This window comes from Candidatus Halocynthiibacter alkanivorans (assembly GCF_003333265.1).
GTDB classification, from domain to species: domain Bacteria; phylum Pseudomonadota; class Alphaproteobacteria; order Rhodobacterales; family Rhodobacteraceae; genus Halocyntiibacter_A; species Halocyntiibacter_A alkanivorans.
Window position 1 is genome coordinate 1 of record NZ_QOLB01000129.1, and the last position, 20,450, is coordinate 20,450.

Annotated in this window: 16 protein-coding genes and 1 pseudogene; 8 read left to right on the top strand and 9 right to left on the bottom strand. The window is 55.7% G+C overall.

Annotated features, from left to right (window positions below; all coding sequences use genetic code 11):
* Together DWA01_RS15960 and DWA01_RS15965 are read left to right on the top strand one after the other, a co-directional pair.
* Window positions 1-1,553: MFS transporter (locus DWA01_RS15960; RefSeq protein ID WP_136057770.1), on the top strand; the 1,553-nt coding region annotated here is incomplete at its 5' end.
* A 3-nt stretch (window positions 1,554-1,556) separates the two neighbouring features.
* Window positions 1,557-2,570: an ABC transporter substrate binding protein gene (locus DWA01_RS15965; protein ID WP_114286805.1), complete on the top strand. Its 1,014-nt coding sequence runs from the start codon at window positions 1,557-1,559 to the stop codon at window positions 2,568-2,570.
* Window positions 2,571-3,243: 673 nt separating this feature from the next.
* Here DWA01_RS15965 and DWA01_RS15975 read toward each other — a convergent pair.
* Entirely contained in the window at window positions 3,244-4,161 is a 918-nt protein-coding gene (locus tag DWA01_RS15975) for a PhzF family phenazine biosynthesis protein (protein WP_114286807.1), read from the bottom strand.
* A gap of 82 nt (window positions 4,162-4,243) precedes the next feature.
* On the opposite strand from DWA01_RS15975, the gene DWA01_RS15980 reads away from it, so the two are divergent.
* Entirely contained in the window at window positions 4,244-5,164 is a 921-nt protein-coding gene (locus tag DWA01_RS15980) for a LysR family transcriptional regulator (protein WP_114286808.1), read from the top strand.
* Between the two features lie 467 nt (window positions 5,165-5,631).
* Here the strand turns inward: DWA01_RS15980 and DWA01_RS15985 are convergent, their stop codons facing one another.
* Window positions 5,632-6,831 (bottom strand): ROK family transcriptional regulator, encoded by a 1,200-nt coding sequence (locus DWA01_RS15985; protein ID WP_114286819.1) that lies wholly within the window; start codon window positions 6,829-6,831, stop codon window positions 5,632-5,634.
* Window positions 6,832-7,028: 197 nt separating this feature from the next.
* On the opposite strand from DWA01_RS15985, the gene DWA01_RS15990 reads away from it, so the two are divergent.
* The 5 genes from DWA01_RS15990 (at window position 7,029) to DWA01_RS16010 (ending at window position 11,549) form a co-directional block, all read left to right on the top strand.
* A complete protein-coding gene (locus tag DWA01_RS15990) occupies window positions 7,029-8,042 on the top strand; it encodes a sugar ABC transporter substrate-binding protein (protein ID WP_114286809.1) in 1,014 nt (337 codons plus the stop codon).
* A gap of 93 nt (window positions 8,043-8,135) precedes the next feature.
* Window positions 8,136-9,194 (top strand): ABC transporter permease, encoded by a 1,059-nt coding sequence (locus DWA01_RS15995; protein WP_114286810.1) that lies wholly within the window; start codon window positions 8,136-8,138, stop codon window positions 9,192-9,194.
* Window positions 9,194-9,961 (top strand): ATP-binding cassette domain-containing protein, encoded by a 768-nt coding sequence (locus DWA01_RS16000; RefSeq protein WP_114286820.1) that lies wholly within the window; start codon window positions 9,194-9,196, stop codon window positions 9,959-9,961. The genes DWA01_RS15995 and DWA01_RS16000 overlap by 1 nt, the downstream gene beginning before the upstream one ends.
* Window positions 9,958-10,581, top strand: coding sequence for a nucleoside/nucleotide kinase family protein (locus DWA01_RS16005; RefSeq protein WP_235008581.1), 624 nt, complete (start codon window positions 9,958-9,960; stop codon window positions 10,579-10,581). Before DWA01_RS16000 ends, DWA01_RS16005 begins: the two co-directional genes overlap by 4 nt.
* 17 nt (window positions 10,582-10,598) lie before the next feature.
* Window positions 10,599-11,549, top strand: a complete 951-nt coding sequence (locus DWA01_RS16010) for a carbohydrate kinase family protein (protein WP_114286811.1) — start codon at window positions 10,599-10,601, stop codon at window positions 11,547-11,549.
* Between the two features lie 1,383 nt (window positions 11,550-12,932).
* Here DWA01_RS16010 and DWA01_RS23680 read toward each other — a convergent pair.
* The 7 genes and pseudogenes from DWA01_RS23680 to DWA01_RS16055 all read right to left on the bottom strand — a co-directional run bounded on the left by DWA01_RS23680 (window position 12,933) and on the right by DWA01_RS16055 (window position 19,987).
* Window positions 12,933-13,136 (bottom strand): aspartate/glutamate racemase family protein, encoded by a 204-nt coding sequence (locus DWA01_RS23680; protein WP_235008582.1) that lies wholly within the window; start codon window positions 13,134-13,136, stop codon window positions 12,933-12,935.
* A 161-nt stretch (window positions 13,137-13,297) separates the two neighbouring features.
* Window positions 13,298-14,155, bottom strand: coding sequence for an ABC transporter ATP-binding protein (locus DWA01_RS16025; RefSeq protein WP_114286813.1), 858 nt, complete (start codon window positions 14,153-14,155; stop codon window positions 13,298-13,300).
* Complete coding sequence (locus tag DWA01_RS16030; protein WP_114286814.1) at window positions 14,152-15,162, bottom strand: FecCD family ABC transporter permease; 1,011 nt, start codon at window positions 15,160-15,162, stop codon at window positions 14,152-14,154. The genes DWA01_RS16025 and DWA01_RS16030 overlap by 4 nt, the downstream gene beginning before the upstream one ends.
* Window positions 15,159-16,166: a FecCD family ABC transporter permease gene (locus DWA01_RS16035; protein ID WP_114286815.1), complete on the bottom strand. Its 1,008-nt coding sequence runs from the start codon at window positions 16,164-16,166 to the stop codon at window positions 15,159-15,161. Before DWA01_RS16035 ends, DWA01_RS16030 begins: the two co-directional genes overlap by 4 nt.
* Window position 16,167: 1 nt before the next feature.
* Window positions 16,168-17,100, bottom strand: coding sequence for an ABC transporter substrate-binding protein (locus DWA01_RS16040; RefSeq protein WP_114286816.1), 933 nt, complete (start codon window positions 17,098-17,100; stop codon window positions 16,168-16,170).
* 510 nt (window positions 17,101-17,610) lie between these two features.
* A pseudogene (locus tag DWA01_RS16045) lies at window positions 17,611-18,153 on the bottom strand (IS110 family transposase); the annotation flags it as partial.
* Window positions 18,154-18,577: 424 nt separating this feature from the next.
* A complete protein-coding gene (locus DWA01_RS16055; protein ID WP_114286818.1) occupies window positions 18,578-19,987 on the bottom strand; it encodes a hypothetical protein in 1,410 nt (469 codons plus the stop codon).
* Window positions 19,988-20,450 lie beyond the last annotated feature (463 nt).

A 20,450-nucleotide genomic window follows, 5' to 3' on the forward strand; every position in this document is an offset into this window, starting at 1 on the left:
ATGCAACCGAAATTCAAATCTCAGTAAGCTCGGACCCCACGGTAATCGCTTCACAGTTCCGCAAGCTGTTCTTTGATCTGGCGGTCGTAGCAGTGTTTACCCTTTTACTGGCGGTCGAAATAGCCGTTTTGCAAACATCCCGGTCTCTGGTTGTTCCGGTGACCGGGTTAAGCATGATGACGCGCTCAATCATGAAACGGGACCTCTCCTTTATTTTTCCGCTTCGATGGCCCGCAGTCAAATTTGACATAGCCCAATCCATGTCCGGGCGTGTCGCGCGATTGCATGGCGTACTGGCACGGTCTGGAAAAAAAATTCAACCGCTGTCGCGCCTTCAGTTGACCTCGCTGGCGGATATCAGACTGGGGCTGTTCCTGTTCGCTGTTGCAGATGAGGCACCACTGTCGTTTTTTGCGCTATTTGTTCAGGAATTGAGAAACCCACTTGCCTTTCTCCCCGACGAAATGGCGACAACGCTGCCCTTTGCTGGCTATCTGTTTGCAGCGCTTCTGTGCGCCCCGTTCGCCCGTCCGATTGGAAAGAGGATCGGTTACCGGTCACTTTTCGTCATTGCGGCACTTCTGACCATCGTGGCCAAGGTTGGGCTTTATGCCTCTGAAGACGTTCTCTCAGCTACGCTTTGGCAAAGCCTGAATGGTGCTTTCTTTGTCCTCGCGATGTTGTCTTGCCAGGATTACGCGTTGGACACTTTGCCGGGCACAGAGCGGATCCGGTCTGTGGCGACATTTCGCTCCGTATTATTTTCTGGTGTGTTCGCGGGTACAGCGATCGGCGGCATTCTTGCTGATCGTGCAGGTGACCGGCTGGTATTCCTGTTTTGTGCCGCACTGGCGCTGTTTGCCGCGCTTCTCATTTTCAAGTTGCTACCTGGCTCACAGCCCAAAACCGAAAGCAGTACAGGCAAGCATGACAGCGGTCAGGGGCTCAGCCTGAAGTTCTTTCTAGCGTTTAAAGACCGGCGATTTTGCGCCCTGGCTTTCGGTGTCATTGTTCCACAAGCGATCATCGATCACGTCTTCATCTCTTATCTGCTTGCTCTGCTGATGGATGCGGCCGGGGCCTCAATCACGATGATTGCACAGGTGATGATGCTGTTCTTCCTGTCGTTGATTGTTGCCGGCTACGCGGCTGCAAATTTCAAGACTGTCTCGCGACACCCGGCGCGCGTTCTGGCCGTTTCGACACTCGTATCTGGATTGTCGCTGGTCGTTGCCGGGCAGGACGCGAGCTTTCAAGCTTTGCTGATGGTCTCGGTCATCACTGGAGCATCACTGGGCCTGTCTGGCGGTCCGATAACGGATATCGCCCTGCAGATCGCAGAAACCCGGCTTACCATGCTCGGGACGACAAATGTCCTGGGGATGGTGCGCGTTCTCGAACGTGGCGGAGCTGCTGGTGCAATGATTGCAGCGGGTATTTTTGCCGCCTTTTTCGGATTTGAACGCACCGCCAGCGCCATTGGAATTTACGCCACAATTGCCGCAGTGGTCTTTCTGGTGTTTGCTGTGTCAGACAAAGAAGGACCGGAGTAGCGTATGAGACCAGATCAGTTCATCAGAGTGGCGCGACTTGGCGCATATGTCGCCGGGATTCTTATGCTTGCACTGCCTGGCTTGTCAGCAGAAAATAAGCGTGTCGGCATGGCCCTTTGGACCGGGTGTGAGGATGTGTGCGCCGGTGTCCGGGACTATCTGACCCAGTCGGATCCCTCGATTGAGTTCGTGATTTTCGACGCGGCCCGGGACATGGCCACGCTCGACGAAATACCAGACAAGGCAATTGCTGCAGAGCTGGACCTTATGTTGACATGGGGCACCCGCGTGACACGCTCTGTCGCAGGTACAGTCGCGGAGTTTGGGACAGGCTCACGTTTGGGAGATATTCCTGTTGTTTTTACGGTTGTTGCTGACCCGGTCGGCGCAGATATCATCCAGAGCTACGAGGATACCGGACGGATGAACATCACGGGCGTGCGCAACCGGGTGCCGGAAATGGTGAATATCAGCGGGTTGCGGCGTGTGTTGCCGGGGTTTCAACATCTTGGCCTGCTGTATGAAGCGGAGGCCGAGAATTCACGCCTTAAATTTGAGGAACTCAGCGCTCTGGCGCAGCAAATGAACTTCACCCTGTCCGCCGTTCCGCTGGCCGGATCCGAGGAAATAATGTTGGCTCAAATGCGAACCGGCTTGACCAGGATGGCGGAGCAAGGCGTTCAATTTATCTATCTCGGCTCCAGTACATTCCTGGAAGTCCATGCAGACATGTTCACCAATACCGCCGTCGAAGTTGGTTTGCCGGTCCTGTCACCCTATGAAAACCTGGTGCGCGACAGCAATGCCTATATGTCCATCGCCGCCCGCGATTACAGTGTCGGTCTTTTAGCCGGTCAGCAGGCAATTGAGGTCCTCACCAGCGACGTCTCGGCAGGAGCGTTTCCCGTAGCGGCAATGGAAGAATTCGCCTTTGTTCTCAACGCGCGCGTTGCTGAAACGTTGAAACTTTTTCCCCCGATTGAGGTGCTGCAGGTGTTTGAAATAGCGGACGACTGACCTTCGTAGTGAGGGAGGTTCTGTGGGGGAAAAGATTGACCTGCCCACTCTTTCAGGACGCTTGATCCCCCCGGACCGGCCACCTTTTCATTGCCTCCGGCCCACACGGATTTTCGTTGGTTTTATTGATGTTTGGAATATGACCGCAAAACCCCGCAAGTTCTTTTTAATACGCCTCACCGATGATCCGGCTCAGTTTTCCGCCCGCCATGGCAAAATGGTTGCAGCGCAATATCTGACAAAGGGCTCAGAGCGGCCGTTCGCTGCAGTGGTCACCAAAGGCCGCTTAGTGCCGTTCTTGACAGTTGTCGTAGAGAGCATTGGTCTGATTGCTGCACCAGGCACAATTCGGCGCGAAGGGCGGAGAGTCGCCATTTGCAGCGCGCCGCACTAATGCCTGCTCTGCGGACTTGCGAGACATTTGATTCAGTTGGTCGAATGGCAGTTTTGAGAGTGCTCACGCTCTGATGCGCTGATCTCCACTTCCACCAACCAAGTTGGGTCCAGGGTTCTAATGCAACAATTGCGACCGGTGGAACTCTCAGGGTTCCCAGGGCCTATAATTGCGCATCTGTCGAAGTGCAGCGGGTGCTTTGCCAGACCGCCAGGGACGATCACCAGACCTTGCTGAGAAACGGACCAGATCAAAATCAATTGGGTCCGTTTCGCGTTCTTATGAGGAGTAGTCGACGACGATTTCCCTCATAACTTTTCCGTAGCCGCCAGCCATCAGACCCGTAATCTTGCTTCCCTGAACCTGCAGCTGGACATCAATGATGCTTGGCGACGGGGGCGCCATGTATTGGCCTTGCTCAATCACTATCCTGGTCTCCTCGACCCCCAGGACATCGTGAAGCAAACAGGCGAGCGGACCTGCGGCCATCCCGGTGGCGGATTCTTCTTCGATGGCGTATCGCGGCGCAAACATGCGCGTGGTCGCGTTCGCGCTGGTCGCGGCTGCGTCGGTCGTGAAGACATAGTACCCAATCAGATCCAGCTGTTCGCTGATTTGATTGATCGCGGTCTGGTCCGGTTTGATCTGAGCAAGCACATCGCCGCTTTTGACACCAACAACAATAAAGCTGTTGCCAGTGTTCACAAGAATTGGCGCACCCCCATCTGAAATATCCGGACTGCTGATGCCGAGCGAGTTGAGAACATCCTGTCCGGTCACGCCGCGGTCAGCCCACGCCTCAGGACGCTCATATTTGGGGGCCAGTTGCTCCATAAATGCGGCGCCTTCTTTGACAATAATCTTCCGGGGTCCATCCACTGTTTCCTTGGATGTCTCCCCATCTGTCAGTCGTCCGGTTTCTGCCAGAAAGCTAAAGGTTGCAATTGTTGCGTGTCCACAATGGGCAATGCGCCTGTTGGGCGTGAAAAAATCCAACCTGAACCCTTCTGTATCCGACTTTGACACAAATGCCGTTTCCGAAAGGCCAACCTTTGCAGCGATATCCAGCATCTGTTCGTCCGAGAGGCCGTCGGCGTCAACAACAACAGCAGCAGGGTTCCCGCCGTGTGCAGCAATGCCATCTTGCTCCGGCGTAACAAAGCCGTTTACGATTCTTGCGGTAATTTGATTGCCCATTTCATTACTCCATATGATGTGTTGTCCTACATATCCCGCGGTAATGTTGCACCTGCAATCTATATATATATAATCAAATGTTATGAATAAAGACAGCGAGACAGTTCGAAAACTGGCCCTGAACGCAGATCTCCTGGCGGCGATTGCTGAAACTGGTAACTTTTCCCGGGCGGCAGAGCGGCTCGGGATTGTTCAGCCTGCCGTCAGCCAGCGCATCAAAGTATTGGAAGACCTGCTACAGGTTCCACTCTTTCACCGGACCACGCGAAAGCTAACGCTAACACCCGTGGGCGAGATTGTATGTGCAGAGGCCATTGAAAGCGCAAAGCGTTGGGTTGACGTCGTCGAGCGTGTTCGCGAAACGCGGCATCCAAGGGCAATTCGCATCTCTCTCCCTTCGTCTTTGGCGATGAAGTGGATGATCCCCGCTTTGCCACAGGTTAAAGAACTCGGCTTAGATGTAGTGCTTGAAGCTGACGACAGTATCGTGGACCTGAACCGGGGTTCTGTTCATGTGGCAATCCGGTATGGCGAGGGCCCCTATCCCGGGTTCCACAGCGAACGGTTAACCGGGGCAAACCTCGTGCCCGTTGCAGGAATAGCCGCCGGGAACGGGGCACTCACTGCAGACGAAATTCGATCGCGCAGAAATTTGCTCATTGTCGACCAAAGCGGCGAAGTAGATGGAACGCAATATTCCTGGGGCACCTATTTCAGTGAGATGAACTGGCCAGATTTGACTGTCGAAACGGATCTTCGATTTTCAAGGGCGGATCTGGCTATTCAGGCGGCGATTTGCGGTATGGGCGTGGCCCTGGGGCGCACACTGCTGATCGAGAATGACCTGAGTAATAATTTTCTGGTAGCCGTTGGTAAACCTGTGCCGGCACGCTCCAGCTATTGGCTTGTAACGACTGCATCATTTGCCGCAACGCAGAGCTGTAAACTGCTTTGCACGTTTCTAAAGCAAGAGATGCAGCGGACTAAATCGATAATTGAATAGTGAAATGGGTTTTCGATCACCGCTGGCAGCCCACGCCGCTCAACGTTGTGTCGCGGATTTTGTGCATTGACTGGACTGCGCTGCGCTTGTTTCAAATATCAGGTAAATGCGAGACAAGCCTGTGACAGCAGACATTCATACACTGCGCGGCAATTGGTAATAGGGGCTCGAACCAGCCGTTCTCCACGGTATGAATGAAGACCAGCAAAGGGCCGTTCGTGACAGTTATGGCAGAGGGAAGTGGTCCGATTGCTGCACCGCGCACATTTCGTCGAGAAGGGCGGAGAACCGCCGTTCGCTGCGCGTCGCACCAATGTTAGCTGTGCGGACAAACAGACCTTCGCTCGGATCAATTCAACTGATGCTTCCAGCCTAAAGTGACGCTCTTGTTGTCGCAGATCAACGTCCGCTATTAGTCAAACACCAAAGAAGAAATCTCCTGGGCAGAGCGACCTTGAACTTCGACTTCAGACCGCAGCCAGCCCCGCGTTTGTGTTCAGCAGGAACTGGGTAAAGATGGGGCTGCTTGCCGCGCCGATACCGCGGGCGTTTTCTCCGATGCTGCCGGTCTCGATCTGCGGTGTGATCAGGCCGCGGGTATCCTGGTTGGCCAGATAGCGCTTCACGCGCTCGACCAACTCCATGCGCACGTCTTCCGGAAAAGCCCCGTCGATCAGAATGGCTTCAAAATCAATAACTGAGCAGATTGAGAGCGCGGCCTTCGCCAGTTCCTGTGCAGTTTCTCCGATCCATGGCTCAACATAGCGCGACAGATCATGCCAATCCTGAGGCTGTTGCCAAAGGATTTTCGGATCAACGCCGGCCTCAATAAGGCGCCCCTCCAGCAAGTGTATTGAAGCCACATCAACCAATTGCCTGCTTTCGCCGAGCGGTCCGGTGCTGCGCAGAGAGCCGAGAGCGCCTGCGTTGCCCTGGTTGCCTTCAAACACGGTATTGTTCAACACCACACCGCCGCCCACGAATGAGCCGATGAAAAAGCAGGCATAATCGCGGAATTCCTTGCCGCGCCCGTAGAGGTGCTCTGCCCGGCAGGCGGCGGTTGAATCGTTCACGACAAAGACCGGTAAATCACTGAAGCGGGCAACTTCCTGGCGGAAATCGACGTCTTTCCACGATCGGAATTTATCGACCGAGGCACCGACAAGATCATGCCATTTCCAGAGCTCGAACGGCGTGGCAATTCCGAGTCCACACAGTCGTTTTTGCGCCTCTTCCGGCATGTCTCCAAGGATCGTTTTCAATCCTCCTTCGAGAAAGCCAAAGACAGACTCGGGCAGTGGGTATGCATAGGTTGTGTGCAACTGGGTGCGCACGTTCCCTTTGAAATCGAGTAATAGCAGATCAGCGCTGCGGCGCCCGACTTTTAACCCGAGGGAAAATACGCCGTCATCAGCCAGCTCCATGGGGATCGACGGTTTGCCGACCTTGCCGCGGACGGGTTCACCGCGCATCAGCAATCCGTCTTTTTCCAGCTTGCGGAGAATGACTGAAACCGTCTGAGGTGACAACCCTGCGCGTCGCGCCAAGTCTATCCCAGGCAGCGCGCCATAGCGTTGCAGCATGGACAGAAGCAGGCGTTCGTTATGGTCGCGAACCCCACTCTGGTTCACGCCGCCACTTAAGTCCCTGATTTTTCCACCATCCATGTGGCCAACCATAAGCGTCTCCTGCGCTACATGAAAGATGGCAAATGCTAATTAATAAATCAACTTTATTTATTTATTGACAGCTGCGCGGGAATCGGGCTTTTTAACTGTGAACCTGCAGTCCGGAGAGCCTGTTGGTTTGGATGGGGGAGGAGCCCGGTCCATTCGGAACACATATATTTCCTTGGGAGGAAACCATGAAAAAGCTTTTGACCTGCTCAGCACTTGCCCTGTCTACGATGGCCGGTGGTGCATATGCCGGAAGTGTCAGCGCCTGTCTGATCACCAAGACCGACACCAACCCCTTCTTCGTAAAAATGCGCGAAGGTGCCGAGGCGAAAGCCGCAGAGCTGGGCATGACGCTGAAATCATATGCAGGCCGCATTGACGGTGACCACGAGACCCAGGTGGCTGCCATTGAGACCTGCATCGCGGATGGTGCCAAGGGCATCCTGCTGACGGCATCTGACACCTCTTCCATCGTAACGGCCGTTCAACAGGCGCGCGACGCGGGGCTCGTTGTTATCGCACTGGACACACCTCTGGATCCGATCGACGCCGCAGACGCGACCTTTGCAACGGACAATTTCCTTGCCGGTGAACTGATTGGCCAGTGGGCCAGATCGCAGCTTGGGGACGCCGCAGCAGACGCCAAGATCGCCATGCTTGATCTCGCCGTAAGCCAACCCACCGTTGGCGTTTTGCGCGACCAGGGTTTTCTGCAGGGTTTTGGTATTGAGTTGGGCGACCCGAACAAATGGGGCGACGAAACCGATCCGCGCATCGTCGGCAATGATGTAACCGCTGGCAACGAGGAAGGTGGTCGCAAGGCTATGGAAAACCTGCTGGCGATCGAACCGATGATCAACGTGGTTTACACCATTAACGAACCAGCCGCTGCCGGTGCTTACGAAGCGCTCAAGGCTTTCGGTCGTGAAGATGACGTGCTGATCGTGTCGGTCGACGGCGGTTGCCCCGGTGTTGCGGACATCAAAGACGGTGTGATTGGTGCGACCGCGCAGCAATACCCGCTGCGCATGGCCTCATTGGGCGTTGAGGCCATCTTTGCCTGGGCCGAGAGCGGCACCAAACCGGCTTTGACCCCTGGAAAAGACTTCTTTGACACGGGCGTTGCGCTTGTCACCGATGCGCCTGCCGATGGTGTGGTATCTATCAACACCACTGAAGGCACCGACCTCTGCTGGGGTTGATCTGACATCGAAATCGGCTGAAAGCTGATCAGGGGGCGGGTTCACAGCCCGCCCCAATTTCTTCCCGCATCGGGAAGCCGCGGAGGAGACCCCATGTCCAACACACAAAATTTTGAAACCAGCGACTCAGGTGGCGCCAATCAGGTCGCGGAATTTGAGCAAAACAATTCACTGGTTGCCCGTATCCAGCATGCGCTTCATGAAACCCCGTCCCTGGTTCCGATGGTGGTGCTGTTCGCTTCCATCGCGATTTTCGGCATGCTGCTGGGAGGCAAGTTCTTTTCGCCCTTCGCTCTGACGCTTATTTTGCAGCAGGTCGCCATAGTTGGTATTGTCGGCGCCGCGCAATCTCTGGTTATCCTGACCGCAGGCATCGACCTGTCTGTGGGCGCGATTATGGTGCTCAGCTCTGTCATCATGGGCCAGTTTACCTTTCGCTATGGCATGCCGGTTGAGCTTGCGGTGCTCTGCGGCCTTGCGATCGGCTCGGGCGTTGGTTTCATCAACGGATGGCTGATCGCCTATATTAAGTTGCCACCTTTTATTGTGACATTGGGCATGTGGCAGATCGCTCTGGCCACAAACTTCCTCTATTCGGCCAATGAAACCATTCGCGCTCAGGACATCGCGAAAAACGCACCGTTGCTGCATTTTTTCGGCGAAAAGATAAAAATCGGCGGCGCCATCTTTACTTTTGGCGTAATTTTTATGGTCGTGTTGGTGTTGTTTCTCGCTTACGTCCTGCGCCAGACAGCTTGGGGCCGCCATGTATATGCAGTTGGCGACGACCCGGAAGCAGCTGAGCTGTCGGGCGTGAACGTCAAGCGCACGTTGATTTCCGTCTACATGCTGGCAGGTCTGATCTGTGCCTTTGCAGGCTGGGCGATGATTGGCCGCATCGGATCTGTCTCGCCCACTTCGGGCCAGCTGGCCAATATTGAAAGCATCACCGCCGTGGTGATCGGCGGCATCTCACTCTTCGGTGGGCGTGGTTCAATCGTAGGCAGCTTGTTCGGCGCGCTGATTGTCGGGGTGTTTACCCTTGGCCTGCGCCTGCTGGGGGCCGACGCACAATGGACATTCCTGCTTATTGGCGCCCTTATCATTGCCGCTGTTGCGGTCGACCAATGGATCAGAAAGGTATCTGTCTGATGGAACCCATTCTCAAAGGACGCAACCTCGTCAAACGTTACGGTAAAGTCACCGCGCTGGATCATTGCGATTTTGACTTGATGCCCGGCGAAATACTGGCCGTGATCGGTGACAACGGCGCCGGCAAGTCCACTCTGATCAAGGCTGTTTCGGGTGCGGTAAAACCCGACGAAGGAGAGGTCTTCCTTGAAGGCAAGAAGGTGAACTTCCATTCGCCTATAGACGCCCGCAATGAGGGGATCGAAACGGTTTACCAGACACTCGCCATGTCCCCGGCGCTGTCGATTGCAGACAACATGTTCATGGGGCGCGAGATCCGCAAACCAGGCTTTCGCGGCAAGATTCTGCGCCAGCTGGACCGGGCGACCATGGAGAAGATGGCCCGCGACAAGCTGACTGAGCTGGGGCTGATGACGATTCAGAACATCAACCAGGCGGTCGAAACCTTGTCCGGAGGGCAGCGCCAGGGTGTGGCTGTGGCCCGGGCCGCCGCTTTTGGCTCCAAAGTCATCATCCTTGACGAGCCCACAGCAGCGCTTGGCGTCAAAGAAAGCCGCAAAGTTCTGGAGCTGATCCAGGGGCTGAAGTCGCGTGGAATTCCGATCATCCTGATCAGTCACAACATGCCGCATGTATTTGAGCTCGCCGACCGTATTCATGTGCACCGGCTGGGCAAACGGCTTTGTGTAATCGACCCTAAGGACTACACGATGTCCGATGCCGTGGCATTTATGACCGGAGCAAAAGAGGCGCCGGAAGCAGCATGAGCACCCAGAAAATGGCCGACGGGCGCCTGGCGGAACTGGTTCTTGCCGCGCCCCGTTCGGGACACCGTCGCCTGGTGGCAATGGCGGGGGCGCCTGCCAGTGGAAAGTCCACACTGGCCGAGGCTCTTGCGTCAGAACTTCACTCCCGGGGATGTGCCGCCCAGGTTGTGCCTTTAGATGGATTCCACCTGCACAACCAGATCCTGATCGACCGCGGTCTGCTGCCTCACAAAGGGGCACCAGACACATTTGACGCTCTCGGCTTTGCCCACCTCGTCGGCAGACTTCACGATGAAACGGAGGTCTATTACCCCGTCTTCGACCGCGCGCGCGACATCGCCATCGCAGGGGCGGGCTACATCGACGAGCTTTGCGACACCGTGATCATCGAGGGCAACTACCTGCTCTTTAATGCCCCAGTCTGGAAAACACTGCACGGGCATTGGGACCTGTCGATCCGGCTGGACGTTCCGCTGGAAACACTCAATGCCCGCCTTGTCGGGCGTTGGCTGGCCCATGGGCTGTCTCCAGATCAGGCGCACGCCCGTGCGGCGGAAAACGACCTTGCGAACGCCGCGCTGATCGCGGGTGCGCAATTGCCCGCCGACATAACGATCTGAATTCGAAAGGGCTGACTATGCTCCTGTGCTGCGGCGAAGCGCTGATAGATATGATACCGGCTCCCACTGTCACCGGGAGCGCCGGTTATGTGCCCCATTGCGGTGGCGCGGTGTTCAATACCGCAATCGCGCTGGGACGCCTTGGCGTGCGGACCGGCATGCTGACCGGGCTGTCCACCGACCTGTTCGGCCAAAAACTGACCGCAGCGCTCGAAGCCAGCCACGTTGAAGCGACGCACGTGATCCACAGCGAAAGGCCCACGACACTCGCTTTCGTGACCCTTATCGATGGTCACGCAACTTATGCGTTCTTCGACGAAAACTCCGCCGGGCGAATGCTGAGGCCCTCTGACATTCCGGCTCTTCCCGCCGACGTCACCGCGCTTTATCTCGGGGGTATTTCGCTGACTTGCGAACCTTGTGCCGACGCTTATGCTTCACTCGCCAGCCGCGAGGCCGCAGGCCGCGTGATCATGCTCGATCCAAACATCCGTCCGGATTTCATCAGAGATACCGACCGGTACCGCGATCGGCTGGATGGCATGATCGCGCAGGCCGATATCGTCAAAGTCTCAGATGAAGACCTGAACTGGATCCACCCCGGTCCCGAACCCTTGCCAGACAAACTTGCCATGTTGCGCGCGGCCGGGCCGTCAGTGGTGATCCTGACCTGCGGCGCCGACGGATCAACGGCGTTTCTGGCGGGGGCTGAGGTAAGCGTTGCGGTCGAACGGGTTGAGGTCGTCGACACAGTGGGTGCCGGCGATACTTTCAATGCAGGCGTGCTGGCCCGGTTATCGGAAATGGGACTTTTGACGAAAGAGGCTCTCGCGCAGATAAGTCCGGATGACATGCGCGCAGCGCTCGCCTTTGGCGCACGCGTTGCCGCTGTAACTGTCTCGCGTGCAGGACCAAACCCGCCATGGTCACATGAAGTCCGCAGCCGGCGCGAGCAAGGCGTAAAATAAACAGCTGGAATGTCCATGTTCAACGCCCTGAAACGCACACAATTTTTGAAACTATCGCCCAAAACAGCTCAAGCGGTCGGTCGGGCAGGCTGCAGCAAAGTTCTGTTTCACGTCCATTGTTTCAGAATGGGCGCGATGCAGAAAACGGTAATCTGGGCTCGAACCGGCCCTTCGCCGCAGCAGTCATGAACGGCAGGTTTGGGCCGTTCGTGAAAATGATGGCAGAGGCAAGTGGTCCGATTGCTGCACCATGTACTTTTCGGCACGATGGGCGGTTTCCGGACCTTCGCTGCGCAATGCACCGATGCCTGCTGTGCGGACTAAGCCGACATTAATCAGAATAGTTTTCGGAACGTTTTTGCACTTTGTCTATTAGCAACCACAAAAGCAGAGGTAACACCATCGAAGACGCGCTTAAGACAGTTGGCATTAGTGGATGGAAGCCATGGATCGGGCCAGCGAACAAATAATATTCAGGAAATTTCGCGACGTCGTATCTTAGCAGTAATAGCGAGAAGCCGCTCATTGACAAAATTAGCGTCCATCGTTGAGAACGCGATACTGTCCACAAAAGCTTACGGGAATGAAGAGACAGCGCCACCCACACTACCAAGCTAATTAGTAGAAATGGGACATAAATAAAAACTACCGCACCCAGTGGATAAAATAGTCGGCAAACCAGTATTTCCCATTCAGAAATACTATTGAAATCGCCACATAACCCTGTCTTCCCGATCAGTACTGTGTACTCACCATCCGAATACAGAAGCAGTTGCACTGCTACGTCGCCGATCAACGCTTGCCCCAGTGTGTACGTAAAAAAGCACGTGGCGGCCCAAATAACTACGGGATGGTAAAAAGCTGACGACACTTTCATTGAGCTCCTTTTGTCGTAGTTTTCAATTGAACAGAAGCTCTTACGCAATCCGGGTCAATCGTCTTATTGAAGCCACATTTTGCATCATTTTTTGCAAGTGTGTCCTTCGAGCCACCCTGTCATAGCAGCAAGGTCGGTTCTGGGCTCGGAGCGGACCTTCGCTGCAGTGGTCACGAATGGCCGGTGAGGGCCGTTCTCGACAGTGATGGCAGAGGGAATTGGTCCGATTGCTGCACCACATTTCGACGAGAAGGGCGGTTTCCGGTCATTCGCTGCGTGTCGCACCAGTGACTGTTGTGCGGGACTAAACTGACGTTTTCCAAATGCCTGGTGTCCGGAATGCGCGTTATGACATAGCGAAGTCGACCGCAGCATCGCAATGTAGCTTTGCCGTATTGAACATCGGAAAATCAGGCATATCTGGTTGGCCAATCAGCAAAAATATCTCGGTGCACCCCAGGATCAGACCCTCGGCCCCTTCTTCACGACGCATCCGCTCTGCGATTTCAATATAGCGCTGCCTGGACTTGTCTGTGAGATTTTTTCACCAGTTCATCAAAGATATTCCGGTCGATGTCCTCTTGTTCTTGTTCAGTTGGGCTGACCGCCTCAACCCCGAATTTTTCGCGATACCGATCTTTAATATAGCCCATCTGCATCACAGGGCGCGTACCTGACAGGGCGACTTTATTCAGCCCGGTCGCGCGCATAGCCTGACCTGCCGGATCGGCGATGTGGATCGTTGGCACCGGCGAGTCGGACAGCTTTCAGAAAGCGGCCGTTGATGCACGGCGCATCAAGATGTAGACGGGAACGCCTGCCGGGCGGACTCAGCTGGCGTTTTATACCAAGCGGTGGCCAATCAACGCGCTCAGTGAAAGCGAACTGCCACTTCTCGGGCATCCGGATTTTCCAGGGACTGAGACGTTTGGATGTGCTCGTTCAGATTTGAGAGGCGACCAGCCGAAACCGGGCTCAGCGCGGGCGTACAGCTCACAGGATCAGAGAAGACTTTGGCCTGCAGGTCATAAATCTGGCTCAGCATTTCGGGCGTCACCACATCGGCGGGCCTGCCCTGCGCCTGAATTGCGCCGTCACGCATGACAACCAGATTGTCTGCGTAGCGCGCCGCTTGCGCGATGTCGTGCAGCACAACGACACAGGTGCGGCCCGTGCTCTGCAGATCTGCCAGCAGGTCCAGTGTCTCATACTGGTATCGGATATCCAGAAACGACGTGGGCTCGTCAAAGAGCAGATACGGGGTGTCCTGGGCCAGGCACATGGCGATGAAGGCGCGCTGACGCTGGCCACCGGACAATTCCGCCAGCGGACGCCGGCGCAGATCGGTAAGCGATGTGGTGTGAAGCGCGTTTTCCACCGCGTCATGATCAGCCTGGCTGCGCATACCCAACAGGTTTTGATGCGGTGCACGCCCATAGTGGACCAGTTGTTCCACTGATATCGCCGGGGGCACCACCGGGTTTTGCGGCAGCACCGTCACTGTGCGTGCAATCTCTTTTGTTCGGGCGGTTGCTATGTTGCGCCCGCCAATATGGATTGTGCCCGCACGGGTTGGCAGCACACGCGCTATCGTGTTCAGCAGTGTTGATTTCCCACAGCCGTTCGGGCCGATAAGGGCGGTAAAACTGCCCTTGGTTATGGTCAGCGAGATATCCCGCAACATGAAGCCGCTATAGCCCGCGCTGACCCCGTGCAATTTAATGCTCATGATTGTTCTGCCTTGCCTGTGGTAATCAGAATGAAGATGAAAAACGGCGCGCCAAACATCGCGGTCAATATGCCGGCCGATATTTCAACCGGAGGTGCCAGCGCCCGGCCGGTAGCGTCAGCCAGTACCACCAGAAACATCCCGGTCAGGATCGCACAGGGCTGCAGGACAGGGTGGCTGCCACCCACCAGGCTACGTGCGATATGGGGCGCCATCAGCCCGACAAACCCAAGCACACCGACGACACTTACCGAAATGGCCGCCAGCAGCACCGCCAGCGCCAGCAATACAAACCGTTCCCTGGGCACATTCATCCCCAGGCCTGTGGCATGGGCATCCCCAAGACGGATCAGATCCAGCCGGTAGCTCAGGATGACGCTGGTCACCGCCAGCAGCAGAAGCACATGCCAGACCAGCCCCAGATGGGCCCAGCCGCGTGCCCACAAGGATCCGGTAAGCCAGACCAGAGGTGTCGAAAACTTAAAGCTTGGCGAGGTGACCAGGATATAGTCGACACCCGCGTCGAACAGGAATCCCACCGCGATACCAATCAGCACCAGCCTGGTGGGGGAAACTTTACCAACCTCGCTGCCGAGCCAGACCAGACTGGCCGCCAGGCATCCGCCAAGCACCGCCGCAACCGGCAGGTAGGTGATCGGCAGATCAGGCAGGGCAATCACCATCAGGCAGACCGCCAGTGCTGCGCCGGAATTGATGCCGATGATTTTCGGACTGGCCAGCGGGTTGCGCAACAGCGCCTGCACAATAGTGCCCGATATCGCAAGACATCCACCGCTCAGAAGTGCCAGCAATGTGCGTGGCAGGCGTGAGCGCAGGATGATGTAATCCTGTCTGGGACCGTCGAGATCAAACAGCGTGTTGGCGATAATCTGCCACGACACCGGTACCGCGCCGGCAGAGAGAGACCAGATCGCGGCGCCAAACAAGCTGAGTGTCAGTAGCGTGAAAACCACAACGGTGCGGCTGATACCTGAAACCATGGTCATTCCAGATCCTTTGCGACCAGCGTCTGATACAGGAAATAGGGGGCCCCAATCAGCGCAGCAATAACTCCGACCGGGGTTTCAAACGGCGCAATCACCCATTTTGAAGCAAAATCGGCGAGCACCATCAAAGTGGCGCCGCCAAGCGCTGCAGCGGGCACCAGGATGCGATGATCAGGACCAAAGACCAGACGGCACATATGCGGCACAACCAAACCAACAAAGGCCACCGGGCCGGCAACAGCGACACTTGCCCCAGTTAATATTGCGGCCAGAACCGCGCCAAACAGCAGCGTGATGCGTGGATCCGTGCCCAGCCCTGTCGCAGATGCTTCGCCGAGCGCCATCAGGTTGAGCCGGTGCGAGAGCAACACCGTGGCAATCAGCCCGGTGATGCTCAGCCCGGCCAGCGGCCCGACATCATGCCATCGCATGTCGGCAATATTTCCGCTGGTCCAGCGCACAACCTGCCGCGAAAGGTCGTCATCAAGCGTGAATGAAAACCGCACCAGCGCACAGGCAAACGCCCCAACGGCAACACCCCCGAGGATCAGCCGCAGCGAGTTCAGCTCGCCCTGAAATCCGCCAGCAATCGCAAAGGTCAGCGCCCCTGCAGTCAGCGCCCCGGTCACAGCAAATACACCCACAGCCGAGCCGGACATGGCGGGAAAGAACAGTGCCAAAACCATCCCCAAAGCCGCGCCCTGATTGACGCCAAGTATTGAGGGCGATGCCAGCGGGTTTCGGGTCACCGCCTGCAATATCAACCCCGCCATTGCCAGATTGATGCCAATAAATACGGCGACAAGTGTGCGCGGCAACCGGATGTCAAACATGACTGACTGAGCAAGGCTTTTGGGCTCTGCACCGAACACCCCCAGCAGAGCGCTCAGCCCGACATCGCTTCGCCCCCCGGTCGCCAGCGACGCAGCGGCGCCACTGGCGAACAAGGTGATCAGCAGCAGACCGGCGGGTACGCCGCGATGTTGCCATCCGCCGGTCGTCATCTTAATTGCTTTCGCTCGTCATCCGGATGATTTCCAGCATGTCCTGCGCCGTCATTTCAGCAGCAAGCATGCCGCGCAAGCGCGACCAGTTGTGCGCTGTCACCTGGAATACTTTGCCACTTTTTACAGCGGTCAGCCCGTCATACAGCGCGTCACCAGACCAGCTGTCGGTAAAAGCAGGACGCGCATATTTCCCCAGAATCAGAATGTCAGGATCGACCACAGACAATTGTTCCAGCGTGGTCGGAACGTAATTGGTTTGATAGACGCCCCCTTCGGTCGGGCTCATGTTTGAGGAAAAACCGAACATGTCCAGTAAGGACCCGTTGTAGGATTTTGGACTGTGCAGCCACAGGCCGGTGGCATTGGTGACGCCAAACTGCGCCGTAACCCCACTGCTCGCGGTTTTGATTTCGTCAACATAGGCAGCCATTGTTGCGCGGTGCGCAGCAACGCGCGCGTCCATCTCGTTTTGTTTGCCAAGCGCCTGGCCAATAACGGACATCTGCGCCACCGACGCGTAATAATCACCGCCCAGACTGTCCAGCACGATGGTCGGGGCAATTTCGGACAAGGTGTCATAGGCCGCTGCGTGGCGCGTTTTATCCGCGATGATCAGGTCAGGCTGCAACGCCGCAATGATCTCCAGGCTGGGTGTTTTACGTGTTCCGACCGAGACCCAGTCATCGCCGATAATATCGGTATAGGCCGGGATAATGCGCGCGCGTTTGTTGTCGTCAGCAATGCCGACCGGAGCCACACCGACGGAGGCCAGCGCATCGATAAAACTGAACTCGAGAACAACAATACGTTGTGGGGCGTCCGGCACCGCTGTGATGCCCATTTCATGGGCGATTTCTGCGCCCGACGCCTGCAATGGCAAAGCGAATACAAGACCGGTGAAAATGGATAACAGGGCTCTTCTTGAAAGCATCGGGCCGTCCTTTTGAACAAAGAAAGTGTTGGCTATTATCCAATTGGACTCGTCGCTGACGGCTGCCTACAATAGTTGACTTTTTTAGTCAAGAACTGTGGTGTGTCGACAAATATTTGCGCAGAACAGGTGGCAGGCTTTGTTTACAAGGGACGAATCGACCTGGGATTTCGCCTTTCCAACGAGGAAAAAACTGAGTGTGGCGAGGCTGGGCAGGTTGCTTAACTGCGAAGACATGATTTCTTTGGCGTTCAAAATGAGGCCACGCTGTTTACTTCACGTATCAGAATGAGCTGAATATCCGCTCGACAGTCATCGGCTGGGCAAATCTCAAATTTCACGCGTGAATGGCTGTTTTGCGGCATCTCTTCGATTTACTTTGCAACAGCAGCTTACGATTGCCTCCTCCCAAATGTTTCAAAATGCGGGATGCAGAAAACGGTACTTTGGGCTCGTCGCTGCCTTTCGCCGCAGTCGTCACCAGCGGACCGGCAGGCGATTGTCGGGCAATGGCCGAAAGGGGGCCGCCAAAGTGCGTATCAACCGCATGCGGGTCATTGAGCGGAGTTGTTCTCGCAAGTGATCAGGGGCGCTTATGATGTTGTTCCGGAAGAGTTGCGGGGCCACACGCCGCGCCGAAACGGCTGTTTTTTGGCAGGATTTCAGGACACGCAGGGCTTCGACCATACCATCCCGGCCTTTGGGTGTGACTGTCCGCACACCCGAAAAGGCAGCATGCGCGGCGTTGATTGCGTCAAGTGTATCGTCTTTTCCGCGGCGGCGGCGGTCCACCTTGTCAGGCGTGGTGACTTCCGGAACCGTGACGCTGGCGCTCTGAAGATAGCGCAGCAAGCCCGCGCCGTATGTGCCGGTGCATTCAATGCCAACCCGTTCAACGGCACCGAACAATTGCATCCACGCCAGCATTTTCTTGTAGCCCTGCCGCGTGCTGGCAAAACATTCGCTCGCGATAAACCGGTCGTGGGCGTCCACGACGGCCACAACATGCAGGTCCTTAAGCGAACCGCACCGCGCCCAAACTCTTGGCTGTATCCTGGTGCCACTTCTTGTCTCCGTCATTGCGAATACCGCCTGAAAGAGACCGGAACGAAATCGGGACAAGCCCATTCCTTGTGTGCGGCAGTGTCCGACCACAGATCCTTCACCTCAGGCGCGGCAGCCAGACGCACTGTGTCTGCCGCCAACCGGCGTTTCCCAGCCTCAGGGACCTCCTTTGACCAGCTGTCGTAAAGGCGCTCCGGGATGCCTTCCTGACAACACACGGAGGCGATGCATTCCGCGCCCTGCAAACCGGCCAGCACACCACGGATCTTTTCCTCAGCGGGTAACGTCAGCGGGTCTTGCGGCGAATGCCTCTTGCCACCTTATCGGCGGCAGTTTCGAAGCTGCGGATTTCTGGCTCATCTTCACACCATATCAGTTCCAATGAACCAGAAACCCTCCGTTGCTTAAATACTCAGCTCTCTCCAACAGCCGCTGGCGCCAGAGTGTCCACCTCTGCGAGGCGCGTTTGACGTTCAGCAGGACCTTTATAAAACCGATCGACCAACACAGCTATGAGCAGCGTGCCCACGAGTACGACCGGAAACTGAGGCGTGATTTCCATGCCGACCGCAGCAAGTAACGGGTACACCAACACACGATAAGCAAGAAAAGTTGCCACAGCCAGGGTCGCGCCAAACCGAAGATCTATCACTCTTTTTGCCATCAAACTGACAACAAGGGTGAAAATTGCCAGAAACCCGGGATAAACGAAGAAAGGACGAAAGGCGGACGCGTGCCAGGCAGGAAAAGGAAATTCGTGCTCTGTGAGGAAAATTGCCGCAGTAAATAAAATGCCTCCCAGGATCAGAACCCGGAACACCTTGACCATTGTCGTATCCTGCTCAACCTTCACTGTGACCATCAATAGTGCCGCGGTGATGGTTCCAAACGTGATGAAGACGTGTGGCGGAGCCCACAAACTGGCATCCGTTCCAAATTGCGTATGCCAAATTTCATCAAGAGGGGCGCCGATCAGTGGAATTAAGAGAACAAACAAAGCGATTTTGGCCGATTTATTGTGCTTGATATGTGAAATCCACGAAGTTTTCTTCCCCCCCCGGAGCAAGATGAAGGCGGCAATCTGGATAAGCACAATGCCGAGAACGATCATCAGGTGCGTGGGTGTAATAATCGTCTCCCGAAACGATTCAGAATGCCATGAAACGTCCCAGTAACCGCCGAAACCAATCATAGCCATCGCCGGCGCCAACAAAAACAGAACAACAACAGGACCGTTCAGGGATGACGAATTCGCCGGGGAAAAAGGTTTTCGGTACAAGATCAGAATGAGAGCCAAACCGATGACTGCGACCAGGGCCGCTGCGATATTGTCCAGGATACCAAAGTACGGCCAGACACCTGCAGGAGAAAACCACACCTCCTGGTCAGATCCTACCAGCGGCTCGATAGTGGCATTGACGGTAAAACCAAGGTAAGCCGTAAACTCTTCCCCACTGCTAAGGCGGTTCAGGTTGACGCGAACATCATGAAATCCCTTTCCAATTTGAAAAGTTTCGGAAAACATGGCAGGCCCCGAAGGCAGAAGGGACTTCTCAATTTCTGCGCCATCCGGCACACTGAGTTTGAGGTCCAATTCCACATTGACCAGGTCCACTTGTCCTTCGGCGCCGGCGGTTTCCTTGAGCTCAATGGTAACTTTGACGCGCTCTCCCGGCTTGGCATCGGGCGGGTCAAATGTGAGTTCTCCAATCACATCAGAAAGTCCATGAGCCGATGCGGCCTGAACGAAAAACAGACTAAAAAGAGAAAAAATAACTATTGAAAACCACAGAGAAATATTCTTTTTCCGGACAATTTGCATTGTACCCTCCGTTAAGTTTATCTGATCAACCTCCGGAGATAATCCGTGATCAGAAAGGTGGTCCTGATTTTTCGACCTTCTTGCAGCCTGATTTAGGTGGATCAGGGTTTCATTTAGGCGGCCATTTTCATGGGCTGTATTTTGTTCTCACAGGCTTCATCCGGCGTCAATTTCCTATTGGTGGAATGTGTGCGTCCCGCATTGCAGCAGGCCAGCCAGTTTCCGAAAAATTCGCGCAGGGCAATTGAACCCGCGTTCCTGTTGCGGTTTCTGCTGTTGTCGCATCACCTGCTTGAATGTCCGTAAAGCCCGTCGCTCAGTCGCCAACGGATCGACGCAACACATGCATTGAAACGCTCTGCGGGAGTTTCGTATCCCAGCGTTTTTCGAGGTCGCTCGTTGAGTTGTCTGGCGACGGCACTCAGCTTTGCCTGGCAATGTATCGATAAATCCGTGCCTTTTG